Below are 23,213 nucleotides of genomic sequence, written 5' to 3'. Positions count from 1 at the left end.
GTAATGAAGAGATCGCAGAAATTATTAAATAGCCTTGGGCTGGCAGGAGTCGTGTCGGCGGTAGTCGCTGGGCCGGCGTGCGCTTCCAACATCGCGCAGGTGACGGGCGTTCGCCTCAACCCCACGTCAGAAGGCATTGAAATCATCCTAGACACTGAAGATGGAAGACCCCTGCAAGTCTTCACCACCACCTTTGGCGAAACTTTACAAATTGATGCCATTACCGCTCAACTGCGACTACCGGGGGGAAATGAGTTTCGTCAAGACAAACCGGCTGCGGGAATTGCTTCTGTCACCGTTACTCCTTTAGATAACAACAGCATCCGAATCAAAGTGATTGGTGAGAGGGGTCAACCAGTGGCACGGGTGATTCCTAATGCTGCGGGTCTGATTCTCAGCTTACAACCCACCTCGCAGATGACTGCTCGCCCGCCTGCACCGGCTCCTACAACACAGCAGCCGGGGACACCCGCAGCACCCTTGCCATCGACAGGGCAGCAGGTAGAGATACCCGCAGAACCTTTGCCACCGACAGCGCAGCCACCAGGGATACCCGGATCACCCTTACCGCCGACAGCGCAGCCGCCAGGGACGCCCGGATCACCCTTACCGCCGACCGCGCAGCCACCAGGAACGCCGGGAGAACCCTTACCGCCGACCGCGCAGCCACCAGGAACACAGACACAGCCACCCGGAACGCCACAGGTGGGGAGAGACCCGATTGAAATCGTCGTCACTGCAACGCGAACCGCAGAAAGAGTGACGAACGTGCCGCGCTCTATAACGGTGGTAGACTCAGAAGAACTTCAGCAGCAGGTAGGGCAATCGAGAAATATCGGGGAAGCTCTGGCAAAGCAGGTTCCCGGTTTCGCGCCCCCGACTCAATTGACTGCCACTTATGGACAAACTTTGCGGGGTCGCGATGTTTCCGTTCTGATTGACGGCGTGCCACAAGGTACTAATCTTCAATCTTTTGGCAGAGATTATAGAAACATCGATCCCAGCGCGATCGAACGTGTTGAAGTAGTGCGGGGGTCTACCGCAATCTACGGCGCTCAAGCTACAGGTGGCGTGATTAATATTATTACTCGTCGGCCAACTGAGGAAAGGCTAACTGCTGTTACTGAAGTGGGCGTCAGTAGCGCTTTAACAAACACAGATGATGCTCTAGGCTTTAACGCTCAGCAGACGATTTCTGGCCGAAGTGGCAATTTCGATATGACCGGCACTGTCTCGCTCTCTAGAAGTGGAGCTTTTTACGATGCCAAAGGCGATCGCATTCCCTTTTATGAACTCGGCGGAGATAGCAGCACCCTCTTCAACGTCATGGGCAAAGTCGGGGTAGATTTGGACACCCAACAGCGGCTGCAACTAACAGTCAATCACTATCGGGAAACCCAAGATCCCAATGTGATTCCAGACTTTAGCGTTGACGACCAGGAAGGACGGCAAAAAGCCCGCGGTATCCGAACCGGAAATTTGGATATCGACGGGGCAACACCGGGAAATAAAAGTACACAGGTCAACCTAAGTTACACCAACCAAAACCTTTTTGGCAGCAGCCTTCAAAGTCAAATCTACTATCGGACGAATTCCAATACAAGCGTTCCTTCGGATTTCCGTACGTCGGATTTCTTTGGTCCCTTTATCGGCGTTGGTGGTTCGCGAGGCGAGAACGAACAAATAGGAGGTAGACTGGCGATCACCACTCCTTTATCCCGCGCCGAAAATCTTCGATTAACTTGGGGTTCTGACTATATTACTGAAGATAGCAGACAGCGTTTCGACTTGTACGACCCGGAGAGATTTGACGCAAGTGGCGGCCGGGTTTACCGGAAAATTTCCTCGCGTCCTTTCGTTCCTCCCTACACTTACAACAGCCTTGGCTTTTTCGGTCAAATGGAATGGAATATTGACGATATCGTCATTCTAAGTGGCGGGATACGTCACGAGCGCATCGGGTTAGAAGTCAATGATTATACCACTTTTAATGAGCGTCAGATCCAAGGAGGCGATCGCAATTTTAACGCCACCCTATTTAATACAGGGGCTGTCTATAAAATTAATGATACCTTCAACGTATTTGGCAACTTTTCTCAAGGTTTCTCAGTTCCAGATTTCGGCCGCATCCTCCGCGAACCCCCCGACAATTTTGTCGGAATTGAATCTTCGTTAGAAGTAACTCAACCGCAAAAAGTCAACAACTACGAAATTGGCATTCGAGGAGGGTGGCAATCCGTGCAAATGTCGCTTGCCGCTTTTTACAATACCTCCGATCTGGGAGTGAATTTTACACCACTTGGCAACACAGGTCGCCTGCAACTAACCCGCGCCCCAGAACGCATTTACGGCTTAGAAGGGACTGTGGATTGGCAACCTGCACGAGCATGGTCGCTCGGCGGGACTGCTACTTATATTCAAGGCGAATATGACGACGACACTGGCCGTTCCCTTGCCCTCGATAGCAGCCGAATTCCACCGTTCAAGCTAACAGCTTATGTTCAAAACGAAACTTTGCCGGGATGGAACAATCGGTTACAGTTCTTATATTCTGGAAATCGCGATCAAGCCTTCAAAGACGGCTCGGATGGCGGCCCGATTAGCAGCTATCTCACTGTGGATTACGTCAGCGCGGTTAAAATTGGCTCTGGGCTGCTACAAGTCAAAGTCGAGAATTTATTGAATAATCAATATTTTCCTGTGATCTCCCAATACTTCGCTGGATTTGGCGCGGACAGCTCTAATTATGCAGGCAGAGGTTTGACTCTCAGTGTTAATTACCGTCTTAACTGGTAATTATTTATCGCCTGGGGATTTCATGCTGAGGCAAAAGTAGGGGCTTGCGAGGAAAGCGCTGGCAGCCCAACTCTTGCTATCAGGTATTTTTCTGGAAATTATTATAACAAGAGTGGCTCTCCCTCTAGAGACCCAAGTTGCTGGTTACAAATCTACCCCCTTGCTCAGGCAGGGCTGTTTCATTCTCTTGTAGGGGCTGCCCCCCGTGGCTGCCGCAATCCCTGAAATACTTAGAATTTCTTTGGTGGGGAGGGGTCGGCACGGGGGCACGACCCCTACAAATAACGGTTTCGAGGAAAATTTCGAGATGAAGTTCCGCAAACTCGCATTCAAACTGCACTTGTATTTGGGGTTGGTGGTAGGAATATTTCTAGCAGTAATTGCTTTAACGGGTAGCTTGCTGGTTTTCAGTCCCGAAATCGAGCGGTTCTTCAATCCCCAACTCCTGCAAGTCATTCCTCAAGCCGAACAGATACCGCTGGAAAATGTCCTGCAAATTGTCGAAAAAGCTTATCCGCAAAATCAAGCTCTTAGTATCTTGCTGCCGCGGTCAGCGAAGGAAGTTTGCCAAGTTTGGATGCTGTCAAAGAGTGAGGAAATAGTTAGCGTTTATGTCAATCCTTACAGCGGAGAAATTACGGGCGCGCGCCTAGGAAAACAAACTTTTACAGGTTTTATTTTGAGGTTACACGCGGAATTAGCGGGAGGAGAATTCGGTCATCTTGTTGTCGGTATTTGTGGTCTAGTAATGCTAGGACTAACTTTTACGGGTTTGGTATTGTGGACGGGTTGGCGCAATTTGGCTCGCGGATTTTCTATTAATTGGCAAGCTCACTGGCAGCGGACTGTATTTGATTTACATAATGTTTCTGGCATTGTATCGGTCGCTTTCCTCATACTAATCTCTGCTACAGGGACAGCGATAATTTTTTACACGCCAGTTGAATCGACCTTGTATTGGCTAACGAATGAAAAGCCACAGCTAGCCTTGACTTCTAATCACCAGTCTAGCAGTTCTAGGCAAAACATTGACGAAATATTACAGCAAGTTAATACCGTTTGGACAGAAGCTAAAACCACTTTTATTTCTCTGCCTTTGACACCTGAAGAAACTTTTAAGGTACGGAAAAAATTTCCCAATGACCCGCACCCAAACGGGATTAGCACCATTTATCTCGACCAATATAGTGGCAAAATATTGCAGGCTGACAGTGTAAATTCAGCTTCTGTAGCAAATCGAATTCTCAACTCGCTTTATCCGCTACATATTGGCAGCTATGGCGGAATTTACTTGCGACTTGTACACGCGATCGCAGGATTAGCAGCGATGCTACTGTTTGTTACGGGCGTACTAATGTGGCGGCAGCGGCATTTGGCGAAATTTTACCGCAAGGAGGCGAGACAGCAATATGAAGAATTATCTCCACTGAGCCAGCAATGGCCTTGGTTTTAAGGATAGCGGCGTGCGGTTTGATGCGGGTGTCATTCTCCTGCCTAAAAACCCCGATTCTCTGAATTTTAAATCCTATCAATCGCTTATTTAATGCAAAAATTTATTCAACTCTGGCTCGGACAAGCAGCTTCGATGATTGGCAGCGCTATGTCCGCGTTTGCGCTGACTATTTGGATTTGGGAGTCCACCAGTCAAGTGACGGCTTTGGCTTTGTTGATTTTTTTTATTCAATTGCCGCGCATCTTTCTCGCTCCGGTTGCTGGCATTCTCGTCGATCGCTGTAATCGAAAATTTTTGATGGCGATCGGCGATACGGTTTCAGCTCTGTTAACGCTGGCTATCCTATTACTTTATATCAGCCAAAACCTGCAAATATGGCATATATATGTAGCGGGTGCGGTTAACGGAATTTTTGACCAAATTCAGCAGTTAGCTTACTCAGCAGCCATCGCCACAATGATGCCAGAAAAGCATTACAGCCGCGCTAGCAGTTTAAGTTTTTTGGCAAGTTACGGTGCGAGTATTATTGCTCCGACGCTGGCGGGGATTCTCTATTCTGCGATCGGGTTGAGCGGGATTTTTACGATCGACCTGGCAACTTTTACAATAGCGATCGCCACGCTAGTATCTGTCAAAATACCCCAGCCCGCGATCGCCTCCAATCCCCAGCCGACTCGCTTCCACCTATTGCAAGAACTCAGCTTCGGATTCCGCTACATCGTCGAGCGTCCCAGCCTGCTTGCCTTGCTGGCGTCCGTTTCGCTATTCTGGTTTGCTCACGACATCGGCGCGGCCCTCTACTCACCGATGATTCTGGCACGCACTGGCAACAATGCCAGAATCCTCGGTACTATCCTTTCAGCCGCCGGCGCAGGCGGTGTTTTAGGAGCATCGATCGTCAGTATTTGGGGCGGCCCCAAACGCCGAATCCGGGGCTTTCTGTTCGGCATGGCAGGCGCGGGCTTGAGTAAAATAGTCTTTGCTTTTGGTCAGGCGCTTTCCATCTGGATTCCCGCTCAATTTTGTTCGTCTTTCAATTTCCCCATCCTCGGCAGTTCCAACGAGGCAATCTGGCTGGCGAAAGTCGCACCCGAAGTACAGGGGCGCGTTTTTGCTACCAGAGCAGTCATCGTGCAATTGGCGTCAGCGATCGGTTTATTGATCGCAGGGCCCCTTGCCGATCGCGTCTTTGAACCCGCCATGCAACCGGGAGGTTTTTTAGCAGCTATTTTTGGTCCAATTATCGGGACAGGTGCCGGTGCTGGCATGGCTTTGTTATACGCTATCTCCTCGCTGGGCTTATTGCTCGTTGCAGTCAGTGGGTATGCTTGCCGACTGCTGCGAGATGCCTAAACGGGAAACGGAAAGAGGTCTTTTAACTTCTTCCTTGTTCCTTCTTCCCTCTTCCTGACATCCGTTACATCCGGTACATTGCTCGTTGCCGAACTTCCTTCTATCCTTTACATCCGTTACATCCGGTACATTGCTCGTTGCCGAACTTCCTTCTATCCTTTACATCCGTTACATCCGTTACAAAATCCGTTGCCGAACTTCCTTCTGCTATAGTTTTTGGCGCGAACTCAGGTGAGCTTCAATTTCCGATCGCGATCGCCATACAGGGCGCAATTCCTTGCGAGCAAAGAGCTGCGACTGATCGCCGGCGTGGGGCGAACCAGGTTGACTGGCGTTGCCGTAACTGTTTAGCGCCATCGCTTTGACCGGCTTCGAGAACTCAATCGCAGCGACAAAAGAATCGCCCGCAACCGCTTGAAAGCGATCGTCTTTCCCAGGAGCGAACCATACTGAGCGAAATACACCCAAAGCACCGTCAGCTCCATTTGCAGGCAGATTCGCCTCCCCAGGCAATCGGAAGACTTCCCCCCATGCCACATCTAACGCGCCATAAGTTACCTCAACTTTGGTTGCTGTCGCTTCCAGCACCCGCACCGCCTCCGCAGGATTTGCCAACCCGTCTGGCGTCGTTAGCGGCGCATCTTCGCTCCAAGGTTTAGCGAATAACTTATCGGCATCCATCGCTTTTTTCCAAAAGGCAAACAGCACTGCACCGCGACTGTCAGCATCGACTTTGCGATCCCAAGTGGCGAGAACTTCCGCAGCGCGGCGCGCTTGAGCACTGCCTTGCCGTGCGGCGGGAATTAAATCATCCAGGAGGCGATCGGCGAGTTCTACCTGAGTGGAATGTTTGTATTGCATCAATTCCTCGAAAGAGATTTTTTCATCTTCTAACAGCATTTTTGCCGATCGCTGCGATCGCAAGTCCATCGGGCCGCGCGGTGCCATGTAGGCGGGATAATTATCGGGTGCGATCGCGCTGGGAAACGTCGTCGTCCAAGGCGGATCGTTGGTATTTTGCAACCAACCGCTGGGCGGATCGACAACGCGCGGCAAATCCGCATAGGGATGATTTTTGCTCCACAAAGTCTCTGACGTATTGCCTGCGATCGTACCTGACCAGTATTTAAAATCTCCTTTTTTGCGTATGGGGACTTGACCGTTAAACAAGTGCATGATATGCCCCTCACGATCGGCATACATGACGGTAAACATAGGAATTTCCAAGCGCTTTAAAGCCGCCTCAAATTCATTGAAATTCCTTGCCCGCGCCATATCCCACCACTCCTCTAAAGCACCGGACTGTTCGAGTCCGACAACGCGCAGGGCGATCGCTTTGCCCTGTTTTTCTGTAACAATCGGCCCGTGAACAGAACGCCGCACGACTAGAGATTCCGATCGCAAATTCCCATTCTTTTCTTTGACTTTTAAAACCTTCTCTTCTCTGTCAAATTTTCGGACTTCGCCATCGAAGCGATAGCCATCGTTAGCGAGGGGCAATTCATAGGCATCCCAGCCATCGTGAGTGTTGACAGTATGAGTCCATCCCAAGTTGTCATTAAAGGCGATCGTTAATACAGGAAATCCAACGAGAGTCGCTCCGTAAGCATTAATTTCTGGGGCAATCAGTTGCGCTTCGTACCATAAATATAAATCCGACCAAGGAAGGTGAGGATTTGCCAATAGCATGGCATTGCCGCTTTCAGAACGGGAAGGAGCTATCGCCCAACCATTAGAGCCTTTGGGGGTATCATTTTCAGCGATATCTTCAAGGCGCTCTGGCTCGACTATAAAAGTAAAATTGATGACACGTTGCGCGTGTGCCAATACATCTACCGGTTTGAGGGGCAATGCTACCTTTAATTCTTCGGTGAGCGCCTCTAGGTGTTCTTTTGCATAGGCATTCATTCCGCCAACAAAAGCATCGAGATAGTTGCGAAAAATGGGAGTTTGTGATTCATACCACGCATTTGCGCGATTAGGAATTCCCATAGTTTGCACCCAGCGATCGGATTCCAGATAATCTTCGCCCCAAAACTCGGCCGCTTGCCCGCGAGCTTGTGCGTAAAGACGCAAAATCAGATTACCGTGACTTTGCATCTGCGCCCACCCAAAAGCGTAGAAAAGGCTTTTAGTATTCTCTCCATAAATATGTGGAATTCCATAGGTATCCCAAAGAATTTGATTGCCGATTTCAGGCGAGGATTGAACCCCATTATTTAGAAGTAAAACTAAAATAAAACTCATTAATAACGAGACAATCCGCCGGCCTTGTTTTTTTAGTTGTAGAAACACTGGAAATTAATTGGCTAGGGTTAAACTGAGACATAATATCAATTCCGGTTGCACTGGAATGATTGTTGACTGTTGACTGTTGACGGGCGGGTCGAAAAACTGAATGGTTGAGTGTTAACTGTTGACTCGATTTTATTATTCCGATGCAACCGGAAACGATATAACAGCATTTTCAACAAGCTGCACGAACAAAACGCCGAGGATTTAAATCTTTTTTATGGAGAACAAGGGAGAAAATTCTACCAAATCCGATGCCCAAAAACGTAACCTATCTACGTCTATCTGCCTCCATCTGCGGTAAAAAGAATAAGGGAGCATCTCACTTTTGCAGCCAAGCTAGAAATTGGAGTTAGGAGCCAGGAGCCAGGAGTCAGGAGGAAAGAATCAGAAGGAAGGAGGAAGAAGAAGTGTTTTTACAAATATGAGATGATCCCAAAAATAACACCTCTTCGAGCCATCCAGAAAATCCGAAAAAAGACCCTGTGTAAATCGGATGTGAAATTAAAAGCCCTCCGCTACGCTCACCAACTTGAAAAGCGCTATAAAACGCCGGTGTGTCGGCTGTAAAGCGCATTAATGTCATTAGTGAGGAGGGGGGGTAAACAAGAAGGGCGAGATAGGTTATAAGGTTATTTTTTAATTTGACCTTGTTGCCAATTTCCTTCTACTTTCGTTCCATCTGCATAAATGTAGGAACCTTGCCCGTGTTTCTGGCCGTTGAGGAATTCACCTTGATAGCGATCGCCATTGGCGTAAATGCAGGTACCTTTGCCGTTGAACTGACCATCGCTAAATTCGCCTTCGCAGCGATCGCGATTCGCAAAAATGTAAACTCCTTTCCCGCTCATTTTACCCTTGACAAAATTGCCTTTATAGCTATCTCCATTGGCGAACTCACGGACACCTTCACCACTAAATTCTCCATTGTCAAACGGGCCTTGATAACGTCCCCCTTCTTTAAAAGTAAACAGCCCCTGACCTTGAATGTTGCCCTTCATAAACTCTCCTTCATAGCGGTTGCCGTTCGGATATTCGCGAACCCCTTTACCGTGAAACTGCCCTTCACTAAATTGCCCCTCATAACGACCTCCTTCAGCAAAAGTATAAATTCCCTGCCCGTGAGGCAAGTTATTCAGCAACTCTCCTTCGTAGCGGTTCTTATTAGCATATTGACAGACGCCTTTGCCGTTAACTTTTCCTTCTTTAATATCTCCTTCGCAACGAGTGCCATTACTGAAGGTAAAAGCCCCTCGACCGCTGGGAGAACCATTAGTAAAAGAGCCTTCGTAACGAATGCCGTTAGTTGAGGTAAAAGTGCCTGTACCGTCGAACTCACCATTTTTAAAAGTACCTTCGTAGCGGTTGCCGTTAGCAAATTCGCGGACACCTTGACCGTTGAATTCACCCAAGGCAAATTCTCCTTCGTATCGACCTTCTTCTTTAAAGGTATAGATACCTTTACCGTGAGGTTGGCCGTTGAGAAATTGGCCTTCGTAGCGATCGCCGTTGGCATATTGACAAATGCCGGGGCCGCTGAGTTTTCCCTCACTCAATTCTCCCTCGCAACGTCCGCCATCGGGTAAAGTAATTACTCCTGCCATTGCGCTGTGTGGGTTGGCAAACAACACAGCTATTCCCAAGTTGGAACCAAGTAATAGAGCGAGTCCAACTCGCTGAAGTTTACTTAATATTGCTGACGACATTCCCAAATTCATAATTCACAAAAAATTCAACTTTTAACTTTGCTATTCCTTGGACGGTGCTAGAGAATTCCCAGCCAAATTGCTAGAGTCTCAAAAAAATCCCTAGTCAGTCAGCCGGAAGATAATGACTATTCTTTCCCCTGGAATGCCACTCTCGGATGGGGCATATTTCCTTTCTTGTACTTGTTTCATCGCTGCGCGATTCAAGTCGTTGTATTTGCTAGGAGTCAATATCTTGATGTTGGATGTCTTACCGCTGGGGTCAATGTCACAAATGAGTTCCACTTGGCCTTCGCGCCCTTCTTCTCTGGCTGCGCTCGGATAGTTAGGTTTACCGCACCCACTAATACAAGTGGTCAGAGACCCGCCGGGAGGACGCGAAGGACTCCCCCCTCTTCCTGGATTTGTCGGTTTTGGCACTGGCCCGGAACCGCTGCCAAATGGCCCTGACGAACCCCCGCCGCCATTTCCACCTCCACCGGGTGATGAGTTCGATGCACTTCCTCCAGGGCTGCCGCCTCCAGGGGTTCCACCTCCCGGGCTACCAGAGGAGGCGAGGTTTCCTAAACCTCCGCTCCCATTTCCAGAATTGCCGCCGCCTGGCCTGGTGGCCGTGACTGGCGACCCAGCAGCAGGTGATCGGGGCGATCGCCCCGAACCAGCCGCAAATGGCTCATCAGAAGGTATGTCGCCATTTTTGCTGGCACCGGATGGTGAGTTCGACGCACTTCCTCCGGGGCTATCAGAGGAGGAGGGGTTTGTGAGATCCCCGATCGCATTTCCAGAATTGCCACTGCCTCCTGGCCTAGTAGCTGTGACTGGCGATCCAGCGGTGGGCGATCGCTGTATGGGCCCGGAAGAAGGATTTAATGGCTCGGAGGAAGGTTCCCCGCTACCCGCCGAAGCAGATGACGAAAGCGGGTTATTTTTTTCAGGGCTGTCGGAGGAGTTGGGATTTCCACCATTTTTTGTAAAGTCTGGGAGACTCGCAGCGCCCTTGGGGCGGGAGGCGGTAACGGGTGGTTCACTGGGAGGGGGTTCCTGGCTCGCCGTTGTGCTGGGGCTATCAATTTTTGGAGGATCGGGCGAGGGGGTTTCGGGTTCCTTGGCGATCGGGGTTTGAGGAGTTTCTGGGGAATTGAAATCCTGTTGAGGTGGGGGGGAAGGCTCGATAGGAGTTGGTGGCGAAGTTTCCGTTAATGGCAGCTCTTTCTTAATCTCTGGTGGTGGCGTTACCGCTACCGGTGGCTCCTCTGGAATCGGCGGTGGCGTTACCGCTACCGGTGGCTCCTCTGGAATCGGCGGTGGCGTTACCGCTACCGGTGGCTCCTCTGGAATCGGCGGTGGCGTTACCGCTACGGGCTGCTCCTCTGGAATCGGCGGTGGCGTTGCGGCTACGGGTGACTCCTCTGGGGGAGTTGGCTCTGGTGGCGGTTCTGGTTTGAAAGTCTCAGGCGGGGGAGATACCTTTTCTGGAATAGTCGGCTCTGGCTGGATTTCCTCTACTTTGGGTTCATCAAGCACAACAACTTCAATGGGCTCCTCTGCAAATTCAGCAGGTTTGACCAAGTTGAGGCTCAACGGCAGCGCGACACCGTGCAGGAAGGCTGAGCCTAACAGACTGAGCGCCAGAACTTTTTTGAGAGCTTCTTCTTGTTGTTGTCTTTGCGTCGCCGAAATATTTGAAAAACTCATGCCTTATCAATCTCCTTTATGGATGACAACATCCTCGCTGGCTCCCCGACCTAACCCGAAACAAGCTACCAACAGCCTGTTGAGCTTGCTATGAATGATGAACCTACCCATCCTATAAGAACACTGTCACCCTGTTCAAGACTCTTGCAATTAATTTTCATTATTTAATTTTGAGATAGCCACTAGACGCTACCAATCAGCATTTCCTTTGGGGGCGTCTACGTCGCTCTCCTGGGTGCTGTCAATGTTCGGATTCTGGCAGGGCAAGATTCAAAAATGCCTTAACTGCAATACTCTAGCCGGTAATATACCAACAAATTTCCACATTCTCAAGCTTTTCATAAAAATTACTTAATAAGTAAAACTAATTTTATTTTTGCAATTAATAGCCAATTCTTATGTGAAAAGATGGATCATCACTTGACAAACCCTAAATTTTGTGGAAACCTAGTTGAGAATCTTTGAAATTATTGAAGATAATTGTCAAGTCCTAACGCAAATATTTAGCAAAGAAGCACTGGCAGAACAATCTGTCGCGATCTCGGTCGGGATCACATTAGGAGCATTTTGGGTACAGACGAAGATAGTCACATACAGGTAGTGCGTTTGTGCGATCGCGATCGCGATCGCGCTTGAGTGAAACAATTCGCAGCCTGAATCACTTGTGCCGACTTGACGCAGAAACTCTACCAGCCTTCGATCGGGCTAATTGCACCATTAGGCAGCTTGCGCTCACTCAACACAGCTAACGAGAATACAAACTAATGGATAATTTCATTTACATTTTTCGCGCTGGGGGCATTGTTTCTTGGCCGCTGCTTGCCTCGTCAATCGCAGCAGTCGCACTGATTTTAGAGCGTCTTGTCTTTTGGTTTAAAGTGAATCGGCGACAGCGGCGGGTCGTCCGGGAAGTGCTAAGACTTTACAGTCAAAACCCGGATTCCGCCATCAAAAAGTTACAAGTAAACGCTGATTTGCCGTTAGCCAGAATTTTTTTGGAAGCATTAGAATTAGACTCGCCCAACATCGAAGAATTTCGTTTGGTCTTAGAGAGTGCAGCTCAGGCAGAAATCCCCGTTTTGAAGCGATTCAATACAATATTTGACACCATTATCACCCTCTCCCCGCTATTTGGGTTGCTCGGAACAGTTTTGGGCTTAATTACCACCTTTGACTCCCTCAAACTGGGAGATGCAGCAGGCACCAATGCCGCGGGCGTTACCGGGGGGATTAGCGAAGCCCTCGTTTCTACGGCAATGGGGTTAGTGGTGGCAATCTTTACACTCTTATTTGCCAATATGTTTCGCGGGTTTTACTTACAGCAGATTGCTTTTATTCAGGAAGCCGCAGGCCAGCTAGAGCTATTGTACCGTCACCACTACGAAAAACTACCAAGAGAATCTAATTATGCGCCTACCCGATGAACCTGAGAGTATTGCCCAGATTAACATCGTGCCACTGATTGATGTAACCTTCGCCATATTGACGTTTTTCATTGTTTCCTCTTTGTCTTTATCCAAATCCGAAGGTCTGCCCGTAAATTTACCGAAAGCATCAACCTCTCAAGTTCAGGACTCGCCTGCTAAAATTACCGTCACGATTGACGCTCAGGGAAAATTAATGGTTGATAAAAAGTCAGTCAACTTAGAGCAGATTGAGAGTACAGTGCGACAGGTAATGGGGTCAAATCCGAACTCATTAATTGTGCTGAATGCGGATAAAAGCGTCAATCACGGAAATGTTGTGGAAGTTATGGATCGATTACGCCGAATTAAGGGAGCTAAGTTAGGGATTGCTACGGCAAAGTAGAGAGTTCCTATAATTACTAATTTGTAATTCCCTTACACCATTAAACAGGAATTACCCCGTGAAAATTTACTAAAAAAAGCCTGTCAGCCTGATTAAAAGGTAGTCCAGAATAGTCTCTACGATTCAGGACTTTATTTGATAAAGCAGTTAAAAATTAAAGTCCTTACTGCCAACAAACAGCAAGGACTTTAATTATTTATTCCTGAGTTTTAAGGACAAACATCCTTACTACACACGTTAAATACTTGCCATTACTTCACGCGCTGCAGCCAAAGTTCGATCGATATCTTCGTCAGTATGAGCCAAAGAAGTAAATCCCGCCTCAAACTGCGAAGGAGCAAGATAAATTCCGTGCTCCAACATTCCCCGGTGAAAGCGGCTGAACTTCGTCAAATCCGACTTCTTCGCATCCTCGTAATTGTGAACCGGGCCAGCGGCAAAAAACAAGCCAAACATCCCGCTAATTTGCCCGCCCCAAACCGCGTGTCCGGCTTCCTTAGCAATTTTTAGCAATCCGTCGGACAGTTTTTTGGTAATCTTATCCAACTGTTCGTAAGTGCCGGGTTTTTGCAGCAATTCCAAAGTCTTAATCCCAGCAGTCATCGCCAAAGGATTTCCCGAAAGCGTACCCGCTTGATACATCGGCCCAGCAGGAGCCACCATCCCCATAATATCCCGCCTGCCCCCGTAAGCTCCCACCGGCAAACCGCCACCGATAACTTTACCCAAAGTAGTCAAATCCGGGGTGACACCGAATCTTTCCTGAGCTCCGCCGTAGGCGATGCGGAAACCGGTCATTACTTCATCAAAAACTAACAAAGCACCGTTATCTTTAGTAATTTCCCGCAAACCTTCGAGGAAACCTGCATCCGGGGTAATAAAACCGGCATTCCCCACCACTGGTTCGAGAATTACGCCTGCTATCTCGCCGGGATTTTCGGCAAATAAAGCTTTGACTGCTTCTAAATCATTGTAGGGAGCGTTGAGGGTATTGGCCGTAGTGGATTTCGGGACGCCCGGAGAGTCGGGAAGGCCCAGAGTTGCGACGCCGGAACCGGCTTTTACCAAGAACATATCGGCGTGCCCGTGATAGCAGCCTTCAAATTTAATCAGTTTATCGCGTCCGGTGAAAGCTCGCATCAGCCGCAAAACGGCCATACAGGCTTCGGTGCCAGAGTTGACAAATCGCACCATTTCAATGCTGGGAACGGCATCGATGACCATTTCGGCGAGTACGTTTTCCAACAGCGATGGTGCGCCGAAACTCGTACCTTTTTCTAAAGATTCGTGCAAGGCTTTGATGACTTCCGGGTGGGCGTGGCCACAGATGGCTGGGCCCCAAGTGCCTACATAGTCAATGTATTGGTTTTCGTCAACATCCCAAATGTAGGCTCCTTTTACCCTGTCAAAGACGATGGGCTGTCCGCCTACGGATTTGAAGGCGCGGACGGGGGAACTGACGCCACCTGGCATCAACTTCTGGGCAGCAGCGAAAATTTCTTCTGATTTGGTCGTTTTCAAGGTTGTGGAAACCAATGTTTTCTCCTTAGTGAACGTCTGTTGTTGGTAGAATAATTTTATAGCCAGTTCAACATAAAGGTTAGGTCGATTCAAGGAAACTATTCTAGTAGATTTTAGGGTACAAACCAATCAGTAGCAATACTAGCTTGGGTTTTTTAGGCTTTGTCGCACTAGCACCGATAGCCCTAAAGTGTAATTTTTTGTAAAAGAGTTCTTGACAATTTACCCCTCCCTTGCTCAATCTTCTCTCTTCCTCTCCCTCCTCTGCGTTCTCTGCGGTTAATAAAAAAAAATCTCCGACAGGAAAGCGTTAATCTATCTTACCAAGTTGAAATAAAATTATGTCTACTACTGATTTATCGAGTTTGAGCCGATCGATCCCAATTGAAAAGATTCGTTACGACGATCGCGGTTTAGTGCCTGCGATCGTCCAAGATTATTTGGACGGTACGGTGTTAATGATGGCCTGGATGAATCGGGAGTCCCTGCAAAAAACGCTCTCTACCGGGCAAACCTGGTTCTGGAGTCGATCGCGCGCTGAATTTTGGAACAAAGGGGCGACTTCGGGACACGTTCAAAATGTCAAAGGGCTGCGTTACGACTGCGATAGCGATGCTTTGCTAATCACTGTCGAACAAGTTGGAGATATTGCTTGTCACACGGGAGAAAGAAGTTGTTTTCACCAAGTTGATGGGGAAATTTCACCGCCGCCAGGGGATATGTTATCTCAATTATTTGCGGTAATTTGCGATCGCCGCGACAATCCTAACGAAAGTTCTTATACTTGCAAGTTGTTCGAGGGCGGCGACAACAAGATTCTCAAGAAAATTGGCGAAGAGTCGGCGGAAGTTGTGATGGCTTGCAAAGATGACGACAAAGAGGGGATTGCTGGGGAAGTTGCGGATTTATTTTATCACGCTTTGGTTGCTTTGGCTCACCATCAAGTTGACTTGAGAGAAGTTTACCGCAAATTGGGCGATCGACGAAAATAAATTAGTTAGTTGACGGTTAACTGTTGACTGTTGACTGTTAATGCTAACAACTACAGTCTTGGACGCACGCAGGGTCACAAACCCGGTTTCTCCGAAAAAGCTTGGTATCGAACCGAGAGATATTGACGCAGAAACCGGGTTTTTTGGTCTTAGTCCTAAACGAACAACGGAATATTAGATTCTACTTTTCAACATTCGATCGAGCTTTTGTAATATAAAAATAGCCGTGCCCACACTCAAAGCCAAACCCAACCAAAAATTATCCGCCGCCCATTTACCTCTATCCAAAGCCAAACCCCCTAGCGGCGGCCCGATTAAATAGCCGATCGCCCAACACTGAGAACTAACCGCCAAATACACGCCGCGCAAAGACTCCGGCGCTAAATCCACCACCAAAGCCGAAGCAAAAGGCGTATAAGTAACAGTTGCCAGCGACAAAAAGCTCAAGCCTAAAACAGCTAAAAATAGATCGCCAGTTGCAGCCCTTCCCGTCAAGCCGATCGCGATAAATCCCATTCCCCATAGCAGCGCAGAAATCATCAAAGCTTTCGCACAAGAAAATGGTCTCAAAACTTTAACAACCGGCAGTTGCAAAGCCACAGTTAAAAACGTGCTAAAAGCAAACAAAACGGTAATTGTACCTGTTGAAAAGCCTTTGCCCGATGTCCCCACCGCGACAAACTTGCTAAAGTACAGCGGCATTGTGGTTTGGATTTGGGAAATATATAATGTGAACAGAGTATTTACTAAAGCATAAACTAGAAGACTTCGATCGCTCAGCGCCACCATCCAGCCATTTTCCCGAAATTTTTTGCCTCTATCCGCTGGATTAGCTGGTTTGTAGGTTTCGGTGATCGCGATCGCCACCACCGCAAACAGCACTAAAAACGAGATACCATCAATAATAAAGAGCGATCGATAATTCCCCGTTACAGCAATCAACAAACCGCCCAAAATAATCCCAACTTGCAAACCCAAATTATCAGCAAGCCGCGTCAAAGCAAAAGCCTCCTGTCGCTGTTCGCCCTCAGTTAAATCCGCTACCATCGTCTCGGTTGGAGGCCAATACAAACCCACACCAAAACCCATCAGTAAATTGCCCGCAATTAAGCCAACGAAATCATTAGTCGCCGCCAGTACAAAAGAAGCGGCCGCCGAAATAACTGCCGCCAGCAGTAAAGTTCGCCGCCTTCCCCAAAATTTTGAATCACAAAAAGAACCGCCCAAAATTCTGCCGAATATTCCCGAAACTGAACCGCTACCCAAACCAATCCCAACAGCAGTAGCAGATAAACCGACGCCATCGACAAAAAATATCGGCGCGTAAAATAAAGTAAAACCGGTGCCGCTTTGGGAGAGGAATCTGCCGGCGGCAAGAATCCAGACTTGAGGGGGGAGACGGGGCAACCAAGAGGATAATTGAAATTTAGGCATATACAGTTAAATTAGGAGTTATTTCTGAACGCAGAAACCGGATTTTTTATAAAAAAAATACGTTACGGTGTTTAATCGGGGTCAACAACAGATGTCTTTAGTCGCGGTGCATAATTCCTGCTAGTAATTATTAATTTATTCCGTACTTTTTCCGAATTAGTATTAGTTAACGGAGGTAATGACAAGCATAAGTGAGCTTAACAATTCTTCAGGGTATGTTACACAAAAGTTACCATTAATTTAAAAATACTTAACAGAATTTTAGAAAAAAGTTAGTTAAACTCTAGAAAAGGCAGAAGAAAATTTTAGAGGGTCGAATTATATGACAGCTATTACAACATCAAGAGTGGAATCAATCAAACCGCGCTGGCAAGCAATTGTCATGGTGGCCCTAATTTTTTGGCTCAGCGTTAGCGTGATTTTGGATCTAGTAATTATGCCCAGTCTGTACGTATCTGGCATGATGACATCTCCCGAGTTTACAACGGCCGGAAATTTAATGTTCTGGGGATTCAACCGGGTTGAGTTAATCTGTTCGGGCCTGGTGGCAACGGGTTTGATGGTTTTGAGCAATTTAGTCGGTGACTTCGGCAAGCGCAGCCGCACAGCAATCTTATTATCATTGGTACTTCTGGCGATCGCCCTGATTGACACCTACGCCCTGACACCCCAAATGAGCGCCTTGGGAATTCAGCTAAATCTGTTCGATTCCGCAGCAGAAGTGCCCGCCGGGATGAATCTACTGCACCAAGGCTATTTTGCATTGGAAGCGCTGAAGTTGGCTGTCGCCGGTACGTTGCTGGGCTGGTGCTATCAAAACCAAGTTTAATAGACACAATACTCAGAGGTTGAGTGCAGAAAAAAAACTCAACCAGCAGCGGGGGGCGTGAAGTCACGCCCCCCGCTAATTTTTTAAATTTTAGCGATCGAAAACGAGCCTTGAATTGCAGCCCTTCTGTATTCATCTGCGTGAATCTGTGTTTATCTGCCCTCATCTGCGGTCAAAAAAAGAGAATATGTTAACCGCAGATGACAAGGGATTGACGCTAATTCACGCAGAGGTCGAGAAGAGAGATAGGAATAATTCCGATGCTAACAAATTTGAGATAACTATATTTGCAAGTTTTCTCACCCGCCCAAAAACGGATACTTGCGAACGACTCCTGTTGTGGAGAGAGCAAAATTTTAGACTCTTGTTCAAACTCCCAGATTCATCTGTGGAGTAAATCTAAAATCTAAAATCTAAAGTCTAAAATCGACCGACGCCACGCCCTACTCGGATGCTTCGGGTAAATCTGCTTTTGGCCACAGCAGGCGCAAGCCCATTACCGCAAATCCGATCGCCGCGAGCCCCTTTACCAGTCGTTCCGGCAACACCTCTGCCGTGCTAAAGCCGATCGCCACGCCGATTAAACTCGCCAGCAGCAGCGCCGACGCCGTACCGAAAAATACAGCCCGCGGCGAGTTACAACTGCTGCCCAAGGCGATCGCAGCTAATTGACTTTTGTCTCCCAATTCTGACAAAAATACTGTAATAAAACTGATTCCCAAAAGTTGCCAGTCCATGTTTTTTTAGTTCTTAGTTAGCTATTGTAGAAATCTACGAGTTACCGACAGGCAGACAATTAACCCAGCACTTCCCACAGCAAAACCGCCGAAATCGCCAGTAAAATCACTCCGGCTGCTCTCTCCAAAGTTCTCGGAGCAATCCGACTAGCCAGCCACCTTCCCAGCAACACCCCCAGCAAACTGGTTGCTATCAAAGCCGAACCCGCACCCGCAAACACGATCCAAGGATTTCGAGATTCAGCCGTCATCAACAAAACTGCGAGCTGAGTTTTGTCTCCAATTTCAGCTAAAAAAATAGTTGCAAAAGTCGAAGCAAAAATTGCCCAGTGCTTCGACTTCAGTTTCTTTTGTTCCTGACAAATATCGGGATTTACAGTCACTGAGAGTTCAGCGGGCTCCGGGGTTAAAGCAGCACAAATCTCAGTAACCTCTTTTATTTGTAGTTGTACCTGTTGTGGCAAATCATAATTGAGGTTTACTGAGTCAGAAGCAGACAAGCTTGGCGGAACAGAATCAAGTTTCACGGGCAATGAGTGCTAAAAGCTATTTATTTTTGACTTGTACTTTTGATTCTAACTCTCTCTGTGCCTGCTTTTACCAAACCAGGGTCATCTTTTTCCCCCGATATTTCAGCAACTGATTCCTGGAACCACTCACCGCACCCAAAAAGGGATACAAACCCCCAGATCGATCGGTCGAGTCAATCTAAAATCTAAAATTGGCTGACGCCTACAAGCCCCCAGACTTATCTGTCGAGTCAATCTAAAATCTAAAATCTAAAATCTAAAATTGACTGACTGACTTGCTTCATGTGCCGTAAGTTCGATCGCCCGCATCTCCCAAACCAGGTACAATAAAGCCCTGTTCGTTGACTATTTCGTCGATCGTTGCCGTGTAAATCATCAAACTCGGGTACTCTGCACTCAGCCTCTTCAAAGCCGGAGGAGCAGCCACCACAGAGATAATCCGAATCAAGCTTGGGTCAATTCCCCGCTTCGTCAATTCCTGCATAGTCGCTATAATCGTGCCGCCAGTCGCCAGCATCGGCTCGCTAATTATCACCCGCGTTTCCGGGTTAAACTGCGCCGGCAATTTGTTCAAATAACAAGTCGGTTGTAGCGTCTCCTCATTTCTTGCCATACCGAGGTGGTAAACCGAAGCCAGCGGCACAACCGTCTGAATTCCTTCGAGCAGTGCCAAACCCGCCCGCAAAATCGGTACCACAACTAACGGAGCTTCCGGGTTGATAAAAGTCGCCGGACATTCGCCCAAAGGGGTCTGCACTGTGGTTTCCACTGTCGGCAGCCATTCTCGAATCGCCTCGTAAGCCAGCCACCTTCCCAATTCTGTCATCGCAGAACGAAAAAGTACCGAGGGGGTGGCGCCGTCGCGGGCAACAGCCAGCCAGTGTTTAATTAACGGATGTGGAGGAACGTAAACGCGCAGTTGCAGGGACATTAGAAAATTGGGGAGAGTGCTAGGTTTGAGGGATGTTATGCGGTGCGGTCGATCTTCTTCGAGGGCTTCCCCAACGGGCGATCGATCGCTCTGTGCAACTTATCACATCCTTGAGGGCGCATACAAGCCAGAGATTGAGTTATAACCCATTCGCCGATCGACCTCCATCAGCTTATTGAAATATTTTTCCAATAGTATTGACATAAATTAGCAACAAGGCTATAGTGATTTTTAGTGTTCTCCTCTCAAAGGATCGGCAGACGGGGGCAGTCGGCAATGGTAGACTGTTCCCGCATTTTTTTGGGAAGCAGGGGCATCGGGCATCGGGAATAGGGCATTGGGGATTGGATATTGGGCATTGGGCATTGCCGAAATTCGGTCTTCCTGACATCCGTTACATCCGCTACAAATCTCTTGCCGAACTTCTTGCTTCGGGAGCGATCGACTGTAAAATCATAGAAATATTAAGATTTTTAACCTAATGTCAGCTCCTACCCAATCCCAGTTATTTTCTCCCAACTCCCGCCCTACACAGCAAGAGTTTGATGTGATTGTCATCGGTTCCGGCATTGGTGGACTCGTGACAGCCACCCAGCTAGCAGCGAAGAAAGCCAAAGTTTTAGTGCTAGAAAGCTATACAATTCCGGGGGGTAGCGCTGGATATTTCGATCGAGAAGGCTACAGATTCGATGTCGGCGCCTCCATGATTTTTGGTTTCGGACAGCGGGGCACCACCAACCTCCTCACCCGCGCCCTGAAAGCAGTCAACGTCACTCTAGAAACTATTCCCGACCCCGTACAGCTTCACTATCACTTACCCGACGGCTTGGAACTTGAAGTTCCCCAGCCTTATGACAAATACTTGCAAGAATTAACAGACAGGTTCCCTCACGAACGCGAAGGAATCCAAAAATTTTACGGCGAATGCTGGAACGTCTTTAACTGCCTCAACGGGATGGAATTGCTATCCCTAGAAGAACCCGGATATCTAGTCCGAGTCTTTTTTCAGAATCCTTTAGCCTGTTTGGGATTAGTAAAATATCTGCCTCAAAATACTGGCGACATTGCGCGACGCTACATCAAAGACCCTACTTTGCTGAAATTTATCGACATGGAATGCTACTACTGGTCTGTAGTACCTGCAGACTTGACGCCGATGATTAATGCCGGAATGGTATTTTCCGACAGACATTACGGTGGCATAAATTATCCCAAAGGCGGAGTCGGTCAAATTGCCCAAAAATTAGTAGAAGGATTAGAAAAATGCGGCGGGCAAATTCAATACAAAGCTAAGGCGAAAAAAATTATTACAGAAAACGGCCGTGCTGTCGGAGTCGAGCTAGCAACCGGCGAAGTTTACCGGGCAAAGCGCATAGTTTCTAACGCCACGCGGTGGGATACTTTTGAGAAATTGCTCTCGGCAGAAGAGATGCCCGCTAGCGAAAAGAAATGGCAGCAGCGCTATCAAAAAGCCCCCAGTTTCTTGAGTTTGCATTTGGGAGTGGAAGCAGCCGTAATCCCTGCGGGTAGCGCCTGCCACCACATTTTGTTAGAAGATTGGGACAAAATGGAAGCGCCGGAGGGAACTGTTTTGGTGTCAATTCCGACGGTGCTCGACCCGGATTTAGCTCCCGCAGGATATCACATCGTTCACGCTTTTACTTCGAGTTGGATGGAAGAGTGGGAAGGACTTTCGCAGCAGGAATACGAGGAGAAAAAGGAAGAGGCTGCGGGGAGAATTATTGAAAGATTAGAAAAGATTTTTCCCGGTTTAGATGTCGGTTTGGATTATATGGAAGTTGGGACAGCGCGTTCTCACCGCCGCTTTTTGGGGCGCGAAGATGGAACTTACGGGCCGATTCCGCGACAGAAGCTAATGGGTTTGCTGGGAATGCCGTTTAATCGAACTTCTATGCCTGGTTTGTATTGTGTGGGCGACAGTACGTTTCCCGGACAGGGTTTAAATGCGGTGGCGTTTTCTGGGTTTGCTTGCGCGCACCGAATTGCGGTTGATTTGGGTTTTTAGTGGTAATGGTAGGGTGCGTCAGATTGTTTGCTTGAAATACGACATAAAAGGCAAGGCTCCGAGGCAGCCTACAAAAATACTAAAAACCCGGTTTCTGGGGAGAAACCGGGTTTTTAACCTCAAATTTGGTGTTTTCCATTCTTTTAATGAGTTTACTGGTCGTAGCTGCCGCCGACGCCAATTTGGGTATTGTAGATTTTCGCATCAGTGATGGTCATATCTTCCATTGATGCGCCGGATACGTCAGCGGTGTTAATTATGGCCGCGGTCAGATCTGCCCGATCGAGGTTTGCGTCATTTAAACTCGCATTAGTCAGAAAAACTGCGGTTAAGTTAGCACTCGTCAACTTAGCACCCGTCAAGTCAGCACCTTCGAGGTTGGCATAAGATAGGTTTGCTCCTCGTAAATTTGCTTCTCTCAAATCAGCACCAATTAAATGAGCTCCCGTTAAATCTGCTCCTGACAAGTCGCACTTAAAACATTGCCCAGTTGACAATAACTGTTGGACGTGAACGGGATTTTCAGCGCGAGCCGGGCCTGCCCACACTAGGGGAGCAATTAAAAAAGTAGCGGCTAATAGATTGCGTTTCATAATCCTTTTTTCCTCACCAGACTCTGTATTTAACTTCTTGTGTTGATATCTACAATCTTACCACCGTTGTTTTCGCAAGTTGCGATCTAATTCACAGATGGGCTGTGATATCGATTGCCCTCAACAACGCATAGATGGTCTCGACAAGCTAGCAAAACATAATTTCGCAAAACTTAACACTGCCGAACTTAATAAAGTGCATTTTTGTAGTAACCTTTTCTAGGTTAGCTAATATAGCCAACCGATGTGTCTTTCTGAAGATGGAGATAATTCGCAATACGAGGGATGATTTTAGGGATGATCCTATCGCAAAAAGTTTACATAAAATACTTTGTTTTTAATAAAAGTGTCACGAGACTGAAAAATTAATTTAAAATAAAGATAAGCTTATACCTTTATAGGTAGAGGAAAAGCAGTCACTGGCTTGATCCCCAGTCCAATCTCGGCTGCATTTTTAACAATAAATTTTAATTAGGTCTCAGCAGCGCCGTAAAAATCCACCTAGTGCTTGGAAAG

18 protein-coding genes are annotated in these 23,213 nt (G+C 47.8%); 9 read left to right on the top strand and 9 right to left on the bottom strand.

All coding sequences use genetic code 11. The features are described from left to right. Positions 1 to 3: 3 nt before the first annotated feature. The 3 genes from NDI35_RS03410 (at position 4) to NDI35_RS03400 (ending at position 5,602) form a co-directional block, all read left to right on the top strand. Complete coding sequence (locus NDI35_RS03410) at positions 4 to 2,796, top strand: TonB-dependent receptor domain-containing protein (protein WP_445311503.1); 2,793 nt, start codon at positions 4 to 6, stop codon at positions 2,794 to 2,796. A 307-nt stretch (positions 2,797 to 3,103) separates the two neighbouring features. Continuing rightward, a complete protein-coding gene (locus NDI35_RS03405) occupies positions 3,104 to 4,249 on the top strand; it encodes a PepSY-associated TM helix domain-containing protein (RefSeq protein WP_445311502.1) in 1,146 nt (381 codons plus the stop codon). A 90-nt stretch (positions 4,250 to 4,339) separates the two neighbouring features. Next, positions 4,340 to 5,602: an MFS transporter gene (locus NDI35_RS03400; protein WP_445311501.1), complete on the top strand. Its 1,263-nt coding sequence runs from the start codon at positions 4,340 to 4,342 to the stop codon at positions 5,600 to 5,602. 207 nt (positions 5,603 to 5,809) lie between these two features. Here the strand turns inward: NDI35_RS03400 and NDI35_RS03395 are convergent, their stop codons facing one another. The 3 genes from NDI35_RS03395 to NDI35_RS03385 all read right to left on the bottom strand — a co-directional run bounded on the left by NDI35_RS03395 (position 5,810) and on the right by NDI35_RS03385 (position 11,295). Beyond that, positions 5,810 to 7,897, bottom strand: a complete 2,088-nt coding sequence (locus NDI35_RS03395; RefSeq protein ID WP_445311500.1) for an acylase — start codon at positions 7,895 to 7,897, stop codon at positions 5,810 to 5,812. Between the two features lie 629 nt (positions 7,898 to 8,526). Beyond that, positions 8,527 to 9,600, bottom strand: a complete 1,074-nt coding sequence (locus NDI35_RS03390; protein WP_445311499.1) for an MORN repeat-containing protein — start codon at positions 9,598 to 9,600, stop codon at positions 8,527 to 8,529. Positions 9,601 to 9,702: 102 nt separating this feature from the next. Further along, entirely contained in the window at positions 9,703 to 11,295 is a 1,593-nt protein-coding gene (locus NDI35_RS03385; protein ID WP_445311498.1) for an energy transducer TonB, read from the bottom strand. A 764-nt stretch (positions 11,296 to 12,059) separates the two neighbouring features. On the opposite strand from NDI35_RS03385, the gene NDI35_RS03380 reads away from it, so the two are divergent. Continuing rightward, a complete protein-coding gene (locus NDI35_RS03380; protein WP_445311497.1) occupies positions 12,060 to 12,719 on the top strand; it encodes a MotA/TolQ/ExbB proton channel family protein in 660 nt (219 codons plus the stop codon). Next, the gene (locus NDI35_RS03375; RefSeq protein WP_445311496.1) at positions 12,703 to 13,104 is read left to right on the top strand and encodes an ExbD/TolR family protein; all 402 of its coding nucleotides are present in this window, start codon (positions 12,703 to 12,705) and stop codon (positions 13,102 to 13,104) included. Before NDI35_RS03380 ends, NDI35_RS03375 begins: the two co-directional genes overlap by 17 nt. Positions 13,105 to 13,341: 237 nt before the next feature. On the opposite strand, the gene hemL is transcribed toward NDI35_RS03375, so the two are convergent. Then, positions 13,342 to 14,640, bottom strand: coding sequence for a glutamate-1-semialdehyde 2,1-aminomutase (hemL, locus tag NDI35_RS03370; RefSeq protein WP_333059735.1), 1,299 nt, complete (start codon positions 14,638 to 14,640; stop codon positions 13,342 to 13,344). A 326-nt stretch (positions 14,641 to 14,966) separates the two neighbouring features. Between hemL and hisIE the strand changes: the two genes are divergently transcribed. Further along, positions 14,967 to 15,617, top strand: coding sequence for a bifunctional phosphoribosyl-AMP cyclohydrolase/phosphoribosyl-ATP diphosphatase HisIE (gene hisIE / locus NDI35_RS03365; protein ID WP_333226552.1), 651 nt, complete (start codon positions 14,967 to 14,969; stop codon positions 15,615 to 15,617). A 174-nt stretch (positions 15,618 to 15,791) separates the two neighbouring features. Here the strand turns inward: hisIE and NDI35_RS03360 are convergent, their stop codons facing one another. After that, positions 15,792 to 17,051, bottom strand: a complete 1,260-nt coding sequence (locus tag NDI35_RS03360) for an MDR family MFS transporter (RefSeq protein WP_445311495.1) — start codon at positions 17,049 to 17,051, stop codon at positions 15,792 to 15,794. A 322-nt stretch (positions 17,052 to 17,373) separates the two neighbouring features. On the opposite strand from NDI35_RS03360, the gene NDI35_RS03355 reads away from it, so the two are divergent. Beyond that, on the top strand, positions 17,374 to 17,880 hold the full coding sequence (locus NDI35_RS03355) for a hypothetical protein (RefSeq protein ID WP_445311494.1): 507 nt from the start codon (positions 17,374 to 17,376) through the stop codon (positions 17,878 to 17,880). Positions 17,881 to 18,323: 443 nt separating this feature from the next. Here NDI35_RS03355 and NDI35_RS03350 read toward each other — a convergent pair whose 3' ends face one another. From NDI35_RS03350 to upp, 3 genes are all read right to left on the bottom strand, one after another. Next, entirely contained in the window at positions 18,324 to 18,617 is a 294-nt protein-coding gene (locus NDI35_RS03350; RefSeq protein ID WP_190658036.1) for a TMEM165/GDT1 family protein, read from the bottom strand. Between the two features lie 59 nt (positions 18,618 to 18,676). Continuing rightward, complete coding sequence (locus NDI35_RS03345) at positions 18,677 to 19,144, bottom strand: TMEM165/GDT1 family protein (protein WP_333436568.1); 468 nt, start codon at positions 19,142 to 19,144, stop codon at positions 18,677 to 18,679. A 283-nt stretch (positions 19,145 to 19,427) separates the two neighbouring features. After that, positions 19,428 to 20,078, bottom strand: coding sequence for a uracil phosphoribosyltransferase (gene upp, locus NDI35_RS03340; protein WP_445311493.1), 651 nt, complete (start codon positions 20,076 to 20,078; stop codon positions 19,428 to 19,430). 224 nt (positions 20,079 to 20,302) lie between these two features. On the opposite strand from upp, the gene NDI35_RS03335 reads away from it, so the two are divergent. Further along, positions 20,303 to 20,560: a hypothetical protein gene (locus NDI35_RS03335; RefSeq protein WP_445311492.1), complete on the top strand. Its 258-nt coding sequence runs from the start codon at positions 20,303 to 20,305 to the stop codon at positions 20,558 to 20,560. Next, entirely contained in the window at positions 20,560 to 22,104 is a 1,545-nt protein-coding gene (gene crtH, locus NDI35_RS03330) for a carotenoid isomerase (RefSeq protein WP_445311491.1), read from the top strand. Before NDI35_RS03335 ends, crtH begins: the two co-directional genes overlap by 1 nt. 152 nt (positions 22,105 to 22,256) lie before the next feature. Here the strand turns inward: crtH and NDI35_RS03325 are convergent, their stop codons facing one another. Beyond that, complete coding sequence (locus tag NDI35_RS03325) at positions 22,257 to 22,697, bottom strand: pentapeptide repeat-containing protein (protein ID WP_445311490.1); 441 nt, start codon at positions 22,695 to 22,697, stop codon at positions 22,257 to 22,259. Positions 22,698 to 23,213: the final 516 nt, after the last annotated feature.

Origin of the sequence: Microcoleus vaginatus FACHB-2002 (assembly GCF_040004035.1) — a bacterium.
In the GTDB taxonomy this organism is placed as follows: Bacteria; Cyanobacteriota; Cyanobacteriia; order Cyanobacteriales; family Microcoleaceae; genus Microcoleus; species Microcoleus vaginatus_C.
The sequence above is the reverse complement of the archived record's forward strand: the minus strand, read 5'-3'. Positions and strand labels throughout refer to the sequence as shown.

Excerpts from the sequence above, each read along its gene's own strand:
- NDI35_RS03410 (WP_445311503.1), top strand. The coding sequence starts at position 4 with ATGAAGAGATCGCAGAAATTATTAAATAGCCTTGGGCTGGCAGGAGTC.
- NDI35_RS03405 (WP_445311502.1), top strand. The coding sequence starts at position 3,104 with ATGAAGTTCCGCAAACTCGCATTCAAACTGCACTTGTATTTGGGGTTG.
- NDI35_RS03400 (WP_445311501.1), top strand. The coding sequence starts at position 4,340 with ATGCAAAAATTTATTCAACTCTGGCTCGGACAAGCAGCTTCGATGATT.
- NDI35_RS03390 (WP_445311499.1), bottom strand. The coding sequence starts at position 9,600 with ATGTCGTCAGCAATATTAAGTAAACTTCAGCGAGTTGGACTCGCTCTA.
- NDI35_RS03385 (WP_445311498.1), bottom strand. The coding sequence starts at position 11,295 with ATGAGTTTTTCAAATATTTCGGCGACGCAAAGACAACAACAAGAAGAA.
- NDI35_RS03380 (WP_445311497.1), top strand. The coding sequence starts at position 12,060 with ATGGATAATTTCATTTACATTTTTCGCGCTGGGGGCATTGTTTCTTGG.
- NDI35_RS03375 (WP_445311496.1), top strand. The coding sequence starts at position 12,703 with ATGCGCCTACCCGATGAACCTGAGAGTATTGCCCAGATTAACATCGTG.
- hisIE (WP_333226552.1), top strand. The coding sequence starts at position 14,967 with ATGTCTACTACTGATTTATCGAGTTTGAGCCGATCGATCCCAATTGAA.
- NDI35_RS03360 (WP_445311495.1), bottom strand. The coding sequence starts at position 17,051 with ATGCCTAAATTTCAATTATCCTCTTGGTTGCCCCGTCTCCCCCCTCAA.
- NDI35_RS03355 (WP_445311494.1), top strand. The coding sequence starts at position 17,374 with ATGACAGCTATTACAACATCAAGAGTGGAATCAATCAAACCGCGCTGG.
- NDI35_RS03350 (WP_190658036.1), bottom strand. The coding sequence starts at position 18,617 with ATGGACTGGCAACTTTTGGGAATCAGTTTTATTACAGTATTTTTGTCA.
- upp (WP_445311493.1), bottom strand. The coding sequence starts at position 20,078 with ATGTCCCTGCAACTGCGCGTTTACGTTCCTCCACATCCGTTAATTAAA.
- crtH (WP_445311491.1), top strand. The coding sequence starts at position 20,560 with ATGTCAGCTCCTACCCAATCCCAGTTATTTTCTCCCAACTCCCGCCCT.
- NDI35_RS03325 (WP_445311490.1), bottom strand. The coding sequence starts at position 22,697 with ATGAAACGCAATCTATTAGCCGCTACTTTTTTAATTGCTCCCCTAGTG.